This is a genomic window from Streptomyces sp. AC558_RSS880 (assembly GCF_019049255.1).
Taxonomy (GTDB): Bacteria; Actinomycetota; Actinomycetes; order Streptomycetales; family Streptomycetaceae; genus Streptomyces.
Window position 1 is genome coordinate 62,325 of sequence record NZ_JAGMUJ010000102.1, and the last position, 14,643, is coordinate 76,967.

The 14,643-nt window shown below is 71.8% G+C and carries 12 protein-coding genes; 9 read left to right on the plus strand and 3 right to left on the minus strand.

Annotation, left to right across the window (positions count from 1 at the left end; all coding sequences use genetic code 11):
- Positions 1–264 precede the first annotated feature (264 nt).
- From KUM38_RS28035 to KUM38_RS28060, 6 genes are read left to right on the plus strand one after another with little or no spacing between them, the layout of a single operon-like run.
- The gene (locus KUM38_RS28035) at positions 265–516 is read left to right on the plus strand and encodes a hypothetical protein (protein ID WP_217133194.1); all 252 of its coding nucleotides are present in this window, start codon (positions 265–267) and stop codon (positions 514–516) included.
- Positions 513–2,129 (plus strand): glucose-6-phosphate dehydrogenase, encoded by a 1,617-nt coding sequence (zwf, locus tag KUM38_RS28040; RefSeq protein WP_217133196.1) that lies wholly within the window; start codon positions 513–515, stop codon positions 2,127–2,129. The genes KUM38_RS28035 and zwf overlap by 4 nt, the downstream gene beginning before the upstream one ends.
- On the plus strand, positions 2,126–3,061 hold the full coding sequence (gene opcA, locus KUM38_RS28045) for a glucose-6-phosphate dehydrogenase assembly protein OpcA (RefSeq protein WP_217133198.1): 936 nt from the start codon (positions 2,126–2,128) through the stop codon (positions 3,059–3,061). Before zwf ends, opcA begins: the two co-directional genes overlap by 4 nt.
- On the plus strand, positions 3,054–4,700 hold the full coding sequence (gene pgi, locus KUM38_RS28050; protein ID WP_217133200.1) for a glucose-6-phosphate isomerase: 1,647 nt from the start codon (positions 3,054–3,056) through the stop codon (positions 4,698–4,700). The genes opcA and pgi overlap by 8 nt, the downstream gene beginning before the upstream one ends.
- 6 nt (positions 4,701–4,706) lie before the next feature.
- Positions 4,707–5,591: a phosphogluconate dehydrogenase (NAD(+)-dependent, decarboxylating) gene (gene gnd / locus KUM38_RS28055; protein ID WP_217133202.1), complete on the plus strand. Its 885-nt coding sequence runs from the start codon at positions 4,707–4,709 to the stop codon at positions 5,589–5,591.
- 5 nt (positions 5,592–5,596) lie between these two features.
- Positions 5,597–6,181: a histidine phosphatase family protein gene (locus KUM38_RS28060; RefSeq protein WP_217133259.1), complete on the plus strand. Its 585-nt coding sequence runs from the start codon at positions 5,597–5,599 to the stop codon at positions 6,179–6,181.
- 271 nt (positions 6,182–6,452) lie between these two features.
- On the opposite strand, the gene KUM38_RS28065 is transcribed toward KUM38_RS28060, so the two are convergent.
- Complete coding sequence (locus tag KUM38_RS28065; protein WP_217133204.1) at positions 6,453–8,246, minus strand: bifunctional sugar phosphate isomerase/epimerase/4-hydroxyphenylpyruvate dioxygenase family protein; 1,794 nt, start codon at positions 8,244–8,246, stop codon at positions 6,453–6,455.
- A 42-nt stretch (positions 8,247–8,288) separates the two neighbouring features.
- Entirely contained in the window at positions 8,289–9,176 is an 888-nt protein-coding gene (locus tag KUM38_RS28070) for a shikimate dehydrogenase (RefSeq protein ID WP_217133212.1), read from the minus strand.
- Positions 9,177–9,321: 145 nt separating this feature from the next.
- Here KUM38_RS28070 and KUM38_RS28075 point away from each other — a divergent pair, with 145 nt between their 5' ends.
- The 3 genes from KUM38_RS28075 (at position 9,322) to KUM38_RS28085 (ending at position 14,137) form a co-directional block, all read left to right on the plus strand.
- The gene (locus KUM38_RS28075) at positions 9,322–9,987 is read left to right on the plus strand and encodes a TetR/AcrR family transcriptional regulator (RefSeq protein WP_217133214.1); all 666 of its coding nucleotides are present in this window, start codon (positions 9,322–9,324) and stop codon (positions 9,985–9,987) included.
- Positions 9,988–10,249: 262 nt separating this feature from the next.
- On the plus strand, positions 10,250–11,608 hold the full coding sequence (locus tag KUM38_RS28080) for an MFS transporter (RefSeq protein WP_217133216.1): 1,359 nt from the start codon (positions 10,250–10,252) through the stop codon (positions 11,606–11,608).
- Positions 11,609–11,743: 135 nt separating this feature from the next.
- Positions 11,744–14,137 carry an excinuclease ABC subunit UvrA gene (locus KUM38_RS28085; RefSeq protein ID WP_217133218.1) on the plus strand — a complete coding sequence of 798 codons (2,394 nt, stop codon included), beginning with the start codon at positions 11,744–11,746 and terminating at the stop codon, positions 14,135–14,137.
- A gap of 29 nt (positions 14,138–14,166) precedes the next feature.
- On the opposite strand, the gene KUM38_RS28090 is transcribed toward KUM38_RS28085, so the two are convergent.
- Positions 14,167–14,613, minus strand: coding sequence for a PPOX class F420-dependent oxidoreductase (locus tag KUM38_RS28090; RefSeq protein WP_217133224.1), 447 nt, complete (start codon positions 14,611–14,613; stop codon positions 14,167–14,169).
- Between the last annotated feature and the right edge of the window lie 30 nt (positions 14,614–14,643).

Here is a 14,643-nt window from a genome sequence, read left to right on the forward strand (position 1 = left end):
TTCCACGGTACCCGGCACCGCGCGAGGAGCGGCGGGCCGCCGACACCGAGGACGCCCCGTCGACCCGGAGCGGACCGACCACCAGAAAGATCATACTTTTAAACTTGAACGCATGACGGCATCGTTGTTGCTTGAACCGAGAACTTCTTGAAGTGATGCGGCGTGCCACCCGCCCCGTACGGCGTCACCCCGGCAACGTGGCCGCCGGGGAATCACCGACCGCCCCGCGCGGTTGCCGTGACCGCGAGAAAGAAGATGAGGACTGTGAGTGAAGCAACCGCGAGGGTCTTCTCCGGTGAGCGCCGGACATCCGCCGGGGTGAAGGACCCGGCGGACAAGGACACCCTGGACGTGAAGGCACTGGCCGCACCCGGCTCCGTCCCCACGGCGTCGCCGTACGACGAGGTGGCGCGACGGCGAGGGAACAAGGGCGTCACGACGCCCGGGGACGCCCGGCAGGAGCTGCTCGACGCGGTGACGAAGTCGCTCGACAGCAAGGGAGTTGACGCGGAATGACCGACGAGACGACCGAACCGACGACGGACGCTCCACAGGAGCCGCCCGAGGAGCAGGAGGAGGTCCTCAGAACGCTCCCCGCGCCCCCGGCCGACTGGGCCAACCCGCTGCGCGACCCCCGGGACCGCCGTCTGCCCCGGGTGGCGGGCCCCTCCGGCCTGGTCATCTTCGGGGTGACCGGCGACCTGTCCCGCAAGAAGCTGATGCCGGCCGTGTACGACCTCGCCAACCGGGGTCTGCTGCCGCCGGGCTTCTCGCTGCTCGGGTTCGCCCGCCGGGACTGGGAGGACCAGGACTTCGCGCAGGTCGTGCACGACGCCGTCAAGGAGCACGCGCGCACCCCGTTCCGCGAGGAGGTCTGGCAGCAGCTCGCCGAGGGCATGCGGTTCGTCCCGGGCGACTTCGACGACGACCACGCGTTCGACCAGCTGCGCAAGGCCGTCGACGAGCTGGACGCCTCCCGGGGCACCAGCGGCAACTACGCCTTCTACCTCTCCGTACCGCCGAGGTTCTTCCCGAAGGTCGTCCAGCAGCTGAAGAAGCACGGGCTGGCCGACGCCCCCGAGGGGTCCTGGCGGCGCGCGGTGATCGAGAAGCCGTTCGGACACGACCTGAGGTCGGCGCAGGACCTGAACGCGATCGTGCACGAGGTGTTCGAACCGGAGCAGGTCTTCCGGATCGACCACTACCTCGGCAAGGAGACCGTCCAGAACATCCTGGCGCTGCGCTTCGCCAACCAGATGTTCGAACCGATCTGGAACCGGTCCTTCGTGGACCACGTGCAGATCACCATGGCCGAGGACATCGGCATCGGCGGCCGCGCGGGGTACTACGACGGCATCGGCGCCGCCCGTGACGTCATCCAGAACCACCTCCTGCAGCTGATGGCGCTCACCGCGATGGAGGAACCGGCCTCCTTCGACGCGGCCTCGCTGCTGACCGAGAAACTGAAGGTGTTCCGGGCCGTGAAGGTCCCGGACGACCTGGGCCGGCACACGGTGCGCGGGCAGTACGAGGGGGCCTGGCAGGGCGGCGCGAAGGTGCGCGGCTATCTGGAGGAGGAGGGCATCGACCCCTCCTCGAAGACCGACACCTACGCCGCGATCAAGCTGGGCATCGACAACCGCCGCTGGGCGGGCGTCCCCTTCTACCTGCGCACCGGCAAGCGGCTCGGCCGCCGGGTCACCGAGATCGCGGTGGTGTTCCAGCGGGCGCCGCACTCCCCCTTCGACACCACCGCCACCGAGGAACTGGGACAGAACGCGGTCGTCATCCGGGTCCAGCCGGACGAGGGCATGACGGTCCGGTTCGGCTCCAAGGTGCCGGGGACCTCGATGGAGCTGCGGGACGTGACCATGGACTTCGCGTACGGCGAGTCGTTCACCGAGTCCAGCCCGGAGGCGTACGAGCGGCTCATCCTGGACGTCCTGCTGGGGGACGCCAACCTGTTCCCCCGTCACCAGGAAGTGGAAGAGTCCTGGAAGATCCTCGACCCGATCGAGGAGTACTGGGCGTCGCACGGCCGGCCGGCGCGGTACACCTCGGGCAGCTGGGGACCCGCGGAAGCCGACGAGATGCTCGCACGAGACGGACGGAGCTGGCGCAGGCCATGAAGATCGACCTGACCGACACCACGGCAAGCAAGGTCAACAAGGCGCTGGTGCAGGGCCGCCGCGCCATCGGCACACCGGCCGTGGGCATGGTCCTGACGATGGTGATCGTCACGGACGAGGAGAACGCCTACGACGCGATCAAGGCGGCCGAGGAGGCCTCGCACGAGCACCCCTCGCGCACCCTGGTCGTGATCAAGCGGCACACCCGTACCCCGCGCGAGCGCACCCACTCCCGGCTGGACGCCGAGGTCCGGGTCGGCTCGGAGGCGGGCACCGGGGAGACGGTGGTGCTGCGGACGTACGGCGAGGTGTCCGAGCACGCCGACTCGGTGGTGCTGCCGCTGCTGCTGCCGGACGCGCCGGTGGTGGTGTGGTGGCCGGCGGACGGGCCCGAGAACCCGGCGCAGGACCCGCTGGGCGCGCTGGGCCAGCGCAGGATCACCGACCTGTACGCGGTCGAGAACCCCATGGAGGTGCTCGAGGCCCGCAGGCGCACCTACGCCCCCGGCGACACCGACCTCGCCTGGACCAGGCTGACGCTGTGGCGCTCCATGCTGGCGGCGGCGCTGGACCAGGCGCGGGCGACGGTGACCTCGGCGACCGTGGAGGCCGAGGCCGACAACCCGGCCGCCGAGCTGCTGGCGCGCTGGCTGGAGGCGCGGCTGCGGGTGACCGTCGACCGGGTGGTGACCGCGGGGCCCGTGGTCACGGCGGTCCGGCTGGGCACCGCGGACGGCGAGGTCGTCATCGACCGTCCCGAGGGTCCGCTGGCCACGCTGACCCTGCCGGGGCAGCCCGCGCGCCGGCTGGCGCTGAAGGTCCGTCCCACCTCCGAACTCATCGCCGAGGAGCTCAGGCGCCTCGACGCGGACGAGATGTACGCCGTCGCCCTGCGCGGCGAGGCCACCGAGGAGACCCCCGCTCATGTCTGACGTCCCCGAGCCGACCCGGCGCCCCCAGTGGGCCGCCCTGGAGAACCACCGCGCGGACGCGCTGCCGCAGCCGGACCTGCGCACGCTGTTCGCCGACGACCCCTCCCGCGCGCAGCGGTACGTCGTGCGCGTGGGCGACCTGCGCATCGACTACTCCAAGCACCTGGTCAACGACGAGACGCTCGCCCTGCTGCTCGAACTGGCCGAGGCCACCGATGTGTTCGGGCTGCGCGACGCCATGTTCCGCGGTGAGAAGATCAACGTCACCGAGGACCGGGCCGTGCTGCACACCGCCCTGCGCGCCCCGCGGGACGCGGTGATCGAGGTCGACGGGGAGAACGTCGTCCCGGCCGTGCACGCCGTGCTCGACAAGATGGCCGACTTCGCGGACCGCGTCCGCTCCGGCGAGTGGACGGGCCACACCGGCAAGCGCATCCGCAACGTCGTCAACATCGGCATCGGCGGCTCCGACCTCGGCCCGGCGATGGCGTACGAGGCGCTGCGCGCCTACACCGACCGCTCGCTGACCTTCCGGTTCGTCTCCAACGTGGACGGCGCCGACCTGCACGAGGCGATCCTGGACCTGGACCCGGCGGAGACGCTGTTCATCGTCGCGTCCAAGACGTTCACCACCATCGAGACGGTCACCAACGCCACGTCCGCGCGCACCTGGCTGCTCAAGGGTCTGGGGGGCGACGAGAAGGCGGTCGCCAAGCACTTCGTCGCCCTGTCGACCAACGCCCAGAAGGTCACGGACTTCGGCATCGACACGGCCAACATGTTCGAGTTCTGGGACTGGGTCGGCGGCCGCTACTCCTACGACTCCGCGATCGGCCTGTCGCTGATGATCGCCATCGGCCCGGACCGCTTCCGGGAGATGCTCGACGGGTTCCGAACCGTCGACGAGCACTTCGCCAACGCGCCGGCCGAGGCCAACGCCCCGCTCCTGATGGGCCTGCTGGGCGTCTGGTACAACAACTTCCTCGACGCCCAGTCGCACGCGGTGCTGCCGTACTCGCACTACCTGTCGAAGTTCACCGCCTACCTCCAGCAGCTCGACATGGAGTCCAACGGCAAGTCGGTGGACCGCCAGGGGCGTCCCGTCGCCTGGCAGACGGGACCGGTGGTGTGGGGCACGCCCGGCACCAACGGGCAGCACGCCTACTACCAGTTGATCCACCAGGGGACGAAGCTCATCCCGGCCGACCTGATCGGCTTCGCCCGTCCGGTCGCCGAGCTGAGCGACGAACTCAAGGCGCAGCACGACCTGTTGATGGCCAACCTGTTCGCGCAGGGCCAGGCCCTCGCGTTCGGCAAGACCGCCGAGGAGGTGCGGGCGGAGGGCGTGCCCGAGGAGCAGGTGCCGCACCGCACCTTCCGGGGCAACCACCCCACCACCACCATCCTGGCCGCGGAGCTGACCCCCTCGGTGCTCGGCCAGCTGATCGCGCTCTACGAGCACAAGGTGTTCGTGCAGGGCGCGATCTGGAACATCGACTCCTTCGACCAGTGGGGCGTCGAACTCGGCAAGGTCCTCGCCAAGCGCGTCGAGCCCGCCCTCACCGAAGGCGCGGACGTCCCCGGCCTCGACCCCTCCACGGCCGCGCTGGTGGCCGCCTACCGCGAACACAGGAAGTGAACTGACATGCAGATCGGTCTTGTTGGTCTCGGCAAGATGGGCGGCAACATGCGCGAGCGCCTCCGCAACGCCGGCCACACCGTCATCGGGTACGACACCAACCCCGAACTCTCCGACGTCGACCATTTGTCGGACCTGGTCGACCGGCTCGACAGGCCGCGCGCGGTGTGGGTGATGGTGCCGGCCGGCGCCGCCACCCAGCGCGTCGTCGACCAGCTGGGCAGCCTGCTCAAGCCGGGCGACACGGTCGTCGACGGCGGCAACTCCCGCTGGACGGACGACGAGAAGCACGCCAAGGAGCTGGGCGCCCGGGGCATCGGCTTCGTCGACGCGGGCGTCTCCGGCGGGGTGTGGGGCCTGAAGAACGGCTACGCCCTGATGGTCGGCGGCGACGAGGAGCACGTGGAGCGGCTGAAGCCGATCTTCGACGCGCTCAAGCCGGAGGGACCGTACGGCTATGTCCACGCGGGCAAGGTCGGCGCCGGACACTTCGCGAAGATGGTCCACAACGGCATCGAGTACGCCATGATGCAGGCCTACGCCGAGGGCTGGGAGCTCCTGGAGAAGGTCGACTCGGTGGACAACGTCCGCGAGGTGTTCCGCTCCTGGCAGGAGGGCACCGTCATCCGCTCCTGGCTGCTCGACCTCGCGGTGAACGCCCTCGACGAGGACCAGCACCTGGAGCGGCTGCGCGGGTACGCCGAGGACTCGGGCGAGGGCCGCTGGACCGTGGAGGCGGCCATCGACAACGCCGTGCCGCTGCCCGCGATCACCGCGTCCCTGTTCGCGCGGTTCACCTCCCGCCAGGAGGACTCGCCGCAGATGAAGATGATCGCGGCGCTGCGCAAGCAGTTCGGCGGCCACGCCGTCGAGTCGGCGGAGAAGGCGTGACGCCGGTGGGGGATCTGCTGCTGGCGCGGCACGGCGAGACGGAGTGGAGCAGAGCGGGCCGGCACACCGGCCGGACCGATCTGCCGCTGACCCCGGCCGGTGAGGCCCAGTCCAAGTCCCTCGCCCCGCTCCTGGCGGGGCGGACCTTCGGGCTGGTCCTCACCAGCCCGCTGGTCCGCGCCCGGCGCACCGCGGAACTGGCCGGCCTGACCGGCGCGATACCGGAACCGGACCTGCGGGAGTGGGACTACGGCGCCTACGAGGGGATCACCACCGCGGACATCCACCGCTCCCGGCCCGGCTGGGATCTGTGGACCGACGGGGTGCCGTCCGGCCGGGAGTTCCCCGGCGAGTCCCCGGAGCAGGTCGGCGAGCGCGCGGACCGGGTGCTGTCCCGGGTGGCCGGGGCGCTGGAGGAGGGGGACGTGATGCTGGTGGCGCACGGCCACCTGCTCCGCGTCCTGACGGCCCGCCGCCTGGGCCTGCCGCCGTCCGCCGGGCGGCTGTTCCGCCTGGAGACGGGCACCCTGAGCCGTCTGTCGACGGAACACGGCCGCCCGGTGATCGCGGAGTGGAACACACGGCCGTGACGTGCGGCGGCCGGCCGGCCGTCACCGGGCCACCGGCGGGTGCGGGCCGGGCCCGCGTCGCGGGCGGCGCGCACCACGGCCCGTGTGCGGCCTGGCGGCACGAGGCCGGCGGGCCGGGCCCGCCCGATTCGATCCGGCCCGTCGCGCCGAGGAGGGTGGCGGCCCGTCACCCGTGTGCGTTGACGCGCGTCAGGAGCAGGCCGGCCGGCAGCCCCGGTGCTGCGGCCTGCTCCCGCCGGGCCCCGTCCACGGCTCGGCGACGGGCGGGCGCTCAGCCGCCCGCGCGCGTCTGAGCCGCGTGCTGGGCGGCCAGGCGGACCGGGGCGTTGCGGGCGCCGTAGCCGCGGTGGGCGCCGTCGCGCTGGACGAGCTCGAAGAAGACGCGGCCGACGGTGAGGGTGTAGCAGTGGCGCAGGGTGCCGTGCTCGTCGGCGTCGTAGAGGATGCCCAGGTCGCGGTAGGTCTCCAGCTCGCCGTCGGCGAACTCGTGGCGGGCGGCGAGGTCGTCGTGGTAGTTCGCCGGGATCGGCAGCAGTCGGCCGCCGGCGTCGCGGAAGCGGCGGGCCGCGGCGACCACGTCGTCGGTGGCGAGCGCGATGTGCTGGGCGTGCACGGTGTCGTCCGTGGGCGCGGCACCGACACCGAGGGCGATGCGGACACTGCCGTCGGCGGTGCCGACCGCGCGGCTGCGCTGCAGACCGTAGGGGTCGGCGAGGTCCACGCTCTCGTCGGCGAGCAGCCCGAGCACACCGCGGTGGAAGAGGGCCGCCTCGTCGAAGTGGTGCCAGGGCTGGGTGAGGGCGAGATGGTCGATGTGCCGTACGGCCGTGGCGGCGGGGGCGTGCTCCACGTCCGCGAAGTCGGACCGCCAGCCGCCGGACCCGGGCCGGGTGCCGCAGAAGAACAGTTCCGTGCCGTCGGGCGCGGCCACCGCGTCGAGCGGGGCGTCCTCGGGGGCCCGGCGGCGCGGCAGTACGGGCGCCAGCAGGGCCTCGGCGCGGCGGGCGGCACCGGCGGGGTCGGGTGACTCGAGGCCGACGGCCGCGAGCCGGGTGCCGTCACGGCGTACCGCCGCCCCGGTGTTGACGAGGATCCGGGCCTCGCCCTGCTGCCACAGGTCGACGGGCTTGCTGCGGTGCCGGGCGGTGCGGGCGAAGCCCAGCGCGTCGAGCAGACCCGCGAGGGGATCCGCGTCGGGCGTGACGAGTTCGGCGAAGGCGAACCCGGTGGGCACGACGGGGGCGGGCGGTTCGGCCACGCCCACCTCCTCCTGGAGCATCAGCAGGGAGCGGCGGGCGTCCACGGCGGCCGGGCCGGCCTCGGCCTGCCGGACGACGTCGTTGAAGACCTCCAGGGAGAGCGGCCCGTCGTAGCCGGTGCGCAGCACGTGCCGGACCAGTCCGGCGACGTCGAAGCCGCCCTGGCCGGGGAAGCAGCGGTGGTGGCGGCTCCACTGCAGCACGTCCATCGCGGGCAGCGGGGCGTCGGCGAGCTGGAGGAAGAAGATCTTCTCGCCGGGGATGTCCTCGATGCCCTCGGGATCACTGCCGCGCGAGAGGATGTGGAAGCTGTCCAGACAGGTCCCCAGCGCGGGATGGCCGGCCGCCTCGACGATGCGCCAGGCGTGGTCGTACGTGCTGACGTGCCGCCCCCAGGCCAGCGCCTCATACGCCACCCGGATGCCGAAGTCGTCGGCCAGGTCGGCCAGTTCGCTCAGCTGCCGCGCGGCGAGGGCGTCGTCGTCGACGGCGGACGGGTCGACGCTGGAGCAGACGAGGACCGTGTCGGCGCCCAGCCTGCGCATCAGCTCGAACTTGTGCCGGGCGCGGCGCAGATTGCGGGCGAAGAGGTCCGCGGGCACGGCCTCGACGTCCCGCAGCGGCTGGTAGAGGTCGACGGTCAGGCCGAGGTCGGCGCAGCGGGCGCGGATCTCCTCGGGGGTGAGGGGCGCGGCGAGCAGGTCGTTCTCGAAGATCTCCACGCCGTCGAAGCCGGCCCGGGCGGCGGCCGTGAGCTTCTCGGTGAGGGAGCCGCTGAGGGAGACGGTGGCGATGGACGTACGCACGTCGGTACCTCTTGCTTCCGTGGGGCTTCTCGGTCTCTCGGTCTACTTCGGCGCCCCGACGGCGCCGTCGGTCAGTTCGGTGAGGTCCGCGAGCATCCGCGCGCTGTCGGGTTCCCGGCCGGTGAACAGGCGGAACGCGTCGGCGGCCTGGAAGGCGGCCATGCCGCCGCCGTCGAGGGTGGCGCAGCCCGCCGCGCGGGCGGTGCGCAGCAGCTCGGTCTCCAGCGGGCGGTAGACGACCTCGGCGACCCACAGTCCGGGGTGCAGCAGTCCGGCCGGCAGGGGCAGGCCGGGGTGGGCGGCCATGCCGGTGGGGGTGGCGTGCACGAGGCCGCCGTGACCGTCGGCGGCGCCGAGCAGCTCCGGCAGCCGGTCGAGGGGCGCGGCGGCGGCGCGGCCCGGTCCGAAGCTCCGGTCCAGCGCGGCGGCCAGGTCGACGGCCCGCTCGGGCAGCGCGTCCACGACGGTGACCCGTTCGGCGCCGAGGGTGAGCGTGGCGTGCGCGACGGCCGCGCCGGCGCCGCCCGCGCCGAGCTGCACGACCCGTTCCAGCGGGGCGTCGGGCAGACCGCGGGCGAAGGCGGCGGCGAAGCCGGTGACGTCCGTGTTGTGGCCGACGGCGCGTCCGCCCTCGAACACGACGGTGTTGACCGCGCCGAGCGCCTCGGCCCGCGGATCGAGGGCGTCCAGGTGCTCGACGACGAGCCGCTTGCACGGGTGGGTGATGTTGAGCCCGTCGAAACCGAGCAGCCGGGCGGCGCGCAGCAGCTCGCCCACCGCCTCGGGCGGGACACCGATCGTGTCGAGGTCGAGCAGCCGGTACAGACAGCGCAGGCCCTGCCGGCCGGCTTCCCGCTCGTGCAGCGCGGGGCTGAGCGAGGGGCCGATGCCGGAGCCGATCAGCCCGACGAGATACGAGTCCTTGAGCACCGGGGACCTCCAGAGGCGGCTCACTAATGTACGAACCAGTACGTTAGCTATATCAGCCGTCCCGGACCCGCGGGAAGACCCGTCGGGCGGGCGAGGGGCTGCTTCTAGAATCACCGGCACTGCACCCTCGGCCCGAAGGAACGCGATGACCAGCGTCGAAGAACCGGCACGGCCCGGCGAGCGCATCCGTGACGCCGCCCGCACCAGGGCCGAGATCCTCGACGTGGCGACGCGGGAGTTCGCCCGGGCCGGCTACGACGGGGCCCGCGTCGACGAGATCGCCGCCCGCACCCGCACCACCAAGCGGATGATCTACTACTACTTCGGCGGCAAGGAGCAGCTGTTCACGGCCGTGCTGGAGCGGGCGTACGGCGTGATCCGCGAGGCCGAGCAGCAGCTGGACGTGGACCACCTGGACCCGGTGGCGGCCATCCGGCGCCTGGCGGAGCTGACCTTCGACCACCATGAGCGGCACCCGGACTTCATCCGCCTGGTCGGCATCGAGAACATCCACGGCGCGGAGCACATCGCGGCCTCCGAGGAACTGGGCCGGATGGGCTCGCCCGCGCTGGACGTGATCCGCCGGATCCTGGCGGCCGGGCAGGAGTCCGGGCTGTTCACGGCCGACGTCGACGCCGTGGATCTGCACGCCATGATCAGTTCCTTCTGCTTCTTCCGGGTGTCCAACCGGCACACCTTCGGCGCGCTGTTCGGCCGCGACCTGGTGGATCCGGACCGGCGCGAGCACTACCGGGCGATGCTGGGCGACATGGTGATCGCCTACCTGACGGCGGAACGCGCGGCGGACTGAGCCCGGACCGGCGGACTGAGCCCGGACCGGCGGTCCGGCCTGATCCGGGTCCGGCCCGGTCCGGGTCCGGGTCCGGGTCCAGGTCCGGACCACGGTCCTGGTCCGCCGGTCCGTGCGACGCGACCCCTTGACAGTGCGGGCGACCGGGCGCAGCATCCCTACCCAGCCGCGACTAACTACCCAGTGGGTTAATTAGCACCTCGGCAACTCCCCTCCGCTCGTCCTCCGCGTACCGTCGTGGAGTCCCCCGAAGGAGCACGCCGTGACCGTCCCCGCACCGCCCCGCGACGCCTCCCCGCCCGGGCAGCCGAAGAAGGCGGCCGCCGCCGCCTGGATCGGCAGCGCCCTGGAGTACTACGACTTCTTCATCTACGGCAGCGCGGCCGCGCTGATCTTCCCCGAGGTCTTCTTCGACGACTCCGACCCGGCCACCGCGACCCTGCTGTCGCTGGCCACGTTCGGTGTCGCGTACGCGGCCCGGCCGATCGGCGCGCTCTTCCTCGGGCACATCGGGGACCGGCTCGGCCGCAAGAAGATCATGGTCTTCACGCTGATGCTGATGGGCCTGTCGACCTTCCTCATCGGCTGTCTGCCCACCCGCTCCCAGGTCGGCACCCTCGCCCCGGTCCTGCTGGTGCTGTGCCGGGTGCTGCAGGGCATCTCGGCGGCCGGTGAACAGGCCAGCGCGAACTCGATGACCCTGGAACACGCGCCGCCGGACCGGCGGGGCTTCTTCACCAGCTTCACCCTCAGCGGCACGCAGGGCGGCCAGCTGCTGGCCACGCTGGTCTTCATCCCGATCGCCGCGCTGCCCGAGGAGCAGCTGCTGTCCTGGGGCTGGCGGGTGCCGTTCTGGCTGAGCGTCGCGGTCGCCGTCGTCGGGTGGGTCATCCGCCGCAGGCTGGACGAGACGCCGGCGTTCGAGCAGCAGACCGCCGGCGAGGGGGTCGTGAAGCTGCCGCTGGTGGTGCTGCTGCGCGAGCACTGGGCGGACGTCCTGCGGGTGGTCGCGGGCGCGCTGATCGCCTCGGTCAGCACGATCTTCACGGTGTGGGCACTGGCGTACGCCACCGGTGACACGGTCGGCATGTCCCGCTCGTCGATGCTGTGGGTGGGCGCGCTGGCCAATGTCGTCGCGCTGGCCGCGATCCCGCTGTGGGCCGCGCTCTCCGACCGGGTGGGCCGCCGCCCCGTCTATCTGATCGGCGCCGTCGGCAGCGCGGTGACGATGTTCCTCTACCTGTGGGCGATCTCCACGGGCAGCTACCCGCTCACCCTGTTCCTCGGGATCGTCGCGTTCGGCGTGGTCTACAGCGCCGCGAACGGTGTGTGGCCGTCCTTCTACGGCGAGATGTTCCCGACCCGGGTCCGGCTCTCGGGCGTGGCGATCGGCACGCAGATCGGCTTCGCGGTGGCCGGGTTCGCGGTCACGTTCGCCGCGCGGATCGCCGGGCCCGACGGCGACGACTGGACGGCGGTGGCCCTGTTCACGGCCGCCCTGTGCGTGCCCCCGGTCATCGCGGCGGTCACGGCCCGCGAGACCCATCGCGTCCCCACCGAACGGCTCGGCGAACGTGCCGTCGAGGAGGGCGCGGAGCGGCCGGAGAAGGTGACGGCCTGATCCACGCCGAGGGCGTCCCCGACCGGTCAGGAATCGAGAAGCGCAGGTGGTGACGGGCCGCCTAGCCTAGCCTGGCCGCGATGGGGACGCCGGCGGGGACCGCGCACGCGGTCCCCGCCCGACGGATGGAGAACGATGAGCATGGCCACGAGGACAGAGCAGCAGCCGGCCGAGCCGCACGCCGCCGACAGCCACGATCTGATCCGCGTGCACGGGGCGCGTGAGAACAACCTCAAGGACGTCAGCATCGAGATACCCAAGCGTCGGCTGACGGTGTTCACCGGTGTCTCCGGCTCGGGCAAGAGCTCCCTGGTGTTCGACACGATCGCCGCCGAGTCTCAGCGGCTGATCAACGAGACCTACAGTGCCTTCCTGCAGGGCTTCATGCCGAACCTGGCCCGCCCCGAGGTCGACGTGCTCGACGGCCTGACCACCGCCATCACCGTCGACCAGCAGCGGATGGGCTCCGACCCCCGCTCCACCGTCGGCACCGCCACCGACGCCAACGCGATGCTGCGCATCCTCTTCAGCCGGCTCGGCACGCCGCACATCGGCCCGCCCGCCGCGTACTCCTTCAACGTCGCCTCGGTCTCGGCGACCGGTGGCTTCACCGTCGACCGCGGGACCGACAGGACCAAGACCGAGAAGGTCAGCTTCAGCCGCACCGGCGGCATGTGCACGCACTGCGAGGGCCGGGGCACCGTCTCCGACATCGACCTCACGCAGCTCTTCGACGACTCCAAGTCGCTCTCCGAGGACCCCTTCACCATCCCCAACTACACCGGCGACGGCTGGGTGGTGCGGGTCATCACCGAGTCGGGCTTCTTCGACAAGGAGAAGCCGATCCGCGAGTACAGCAAGAAGGAGCGGCACGACTTCCTGTACCGCGAGCCGACCAAGGTGAAGATCAACGGGGTCAACCTCACCTACGAGGGACTGATCCCGAAGATCCAGAAGTCGTTCCTGTCCAAGGACCGCGAGTCGATGCAGCCGCACATCCGGGCCTTCGTGGACCGGGCGGTCACGTTCACCGAGTGCCCCGAGTGCGACGGCACCCGGCTCAGCGCACTGGCCCGCTCCTCGAAGATCGGCGAGGTCAACATCGCCGACGCCTGCGCCATGGAGATCCGTGACCTGGCCGAATGGGTCCGCGGGCTGGAGGAGCCGTCGGTGACGCCGCTGCTGGCCAAGCTCCAGCACACCCTCGACTCGTTCGTGGAGATCGGCCTCGGCTACCTCTCGCTCGACCGGGCCTCGGGCACGCTCTCCGGCGGTGAGGCGCAGCGCACCAAGATGATCCGCCACCTCGGCTCCTCGCTCACCGACGTCACCTACGTCTTCGACGAGCCCTCGATCGGCCTGCACCCGCACGACATCCAGCGGATGAACAACCTGCTGCTGCGGCTGCGGGACAAGGGCAACACGGTGCTCGTGGTGGAGCACAAGCCGGAGACGATCGCCATCGCCGACCACGTCGTGGACCTCGGTCCCGGGGCCGGCACGGCGGGCGGCACCGTCTGCTTCGAGGGCAGCCTCGACGGTCTGCGGGCCAGCGACACCGTCACCGGCCGCCACCTCGACGACCGGGCCAAGCTGAAGGAGACGGTCCGCGAGGCCACCGGCGCGCTGGAGATCCGCGGCGCGAACGCCAACAACCTCCAGGACGTCGACGTCGACATCCCGCTCGGCGTGCTCTGCGTCGTCACCGGCGTCGCCGGCTCCGGCAAGAGCTCCCTCATCCACGGTTCCGTCCCCGCCCACGAGGGCGTGGTCACGGTGGACCAGACGCCGATCCGCGGTTCGCGCCGCAGCAACCCGGCGACGTACACGGGACTGCTCGACCCGATCCGCAAGGCGTTCGCCAAGGCCAACGGCGTCAAGCCGGCGCTGTTCAGCGCCAACTCCGAGGGCGCCTGCCCCACCTGCAACGGCGCCGGCGTCATCTACACCGACCTGGCGATCATGCAGAGTGTCGCCACGCCCTGCGAGGACTGCGGGGGCAAGCGGTTCGACGCGTCGGTCCTCGAGTACCGCTTCGGCGGCCGCGACATCAGCGAGGTGCTCGCGATGTCGGTGACCGAGGCCGAGGAGTTCTTCCGCGAGGGCGAGGCACGGCTCCCGGCCGCGCACCGGATCGTGGAGCGGATGGCGGACGTCGGGCTCGGCTACCTCACCCTCGGCCAGCCGCTCACCACGCTCTCCGGCGGTGAGCGGCAGCGGCTGAAGCTGGCCGTCCACATGGCCGACAAGGGCGGTGTGTACGTCCTCGACGAGCCGACCACCGGTCTGCACCTGGCCGACGTGGAGCAGCTGCTCGGCCTGCTCGACCGGCTCGTGGACTCCGGCAAGTCGGTCATCGTCATCGAGCACCACCAGGCGGTGATGGCGCACGCCGACTGGATCGTCGACCTCGGCCCCGGGGCCGGTCACGACGGCGGCCGGATCGTCTTCGAGGGCACCCCCGCCGACCTGGTCGCCGCCCGCGCCGGCCTCACGGGTGAGCACCTCGCCCAGTACGTCGGCGGCTGAGCCGCTCGCCGCGCGGCGCCGGGGTCGGCCTATGCCCCGGCGCCGCGCGGGATGCCGTACGCCCGTTCCACCCGCAGTCGCAGCACCAGGCGCCGGTCGCGGACCATCGCGGCGCGGTAGTCGTCCCAGTCCTCGTGCTCGCCGTTGATGTCGCGGTACAGCCGGATCAGTTCCTCCACCGTCCCGTCGTACAGGTTTCCGGCGACGGGCGACAGGTCGGCGGTGCCCTCGGCGACCGTGTAGGCCCACCGGTCGTCGGTGGTGACGTGGTAGGAGGCGCGGGGGTCGCGCCGCAGGTTGCGGGTCTTGGCCCGGTCGTCCGTGAGCGAGACGCGGACGACCCGCTCGTCGGGGTAGTAAGCGTGCATGACGTTCGACAGCTGGGGCCGCCCGTCACGTTTCAGGGTGACGAGCACTCCGCCGTGCCGTTCGGAGAGCAGGGCGAGCAGTGCGTTCTGTTCGGCGTCCTGGGTCATGACTCGTTCAACGGCCCGCACCGGGCCGGC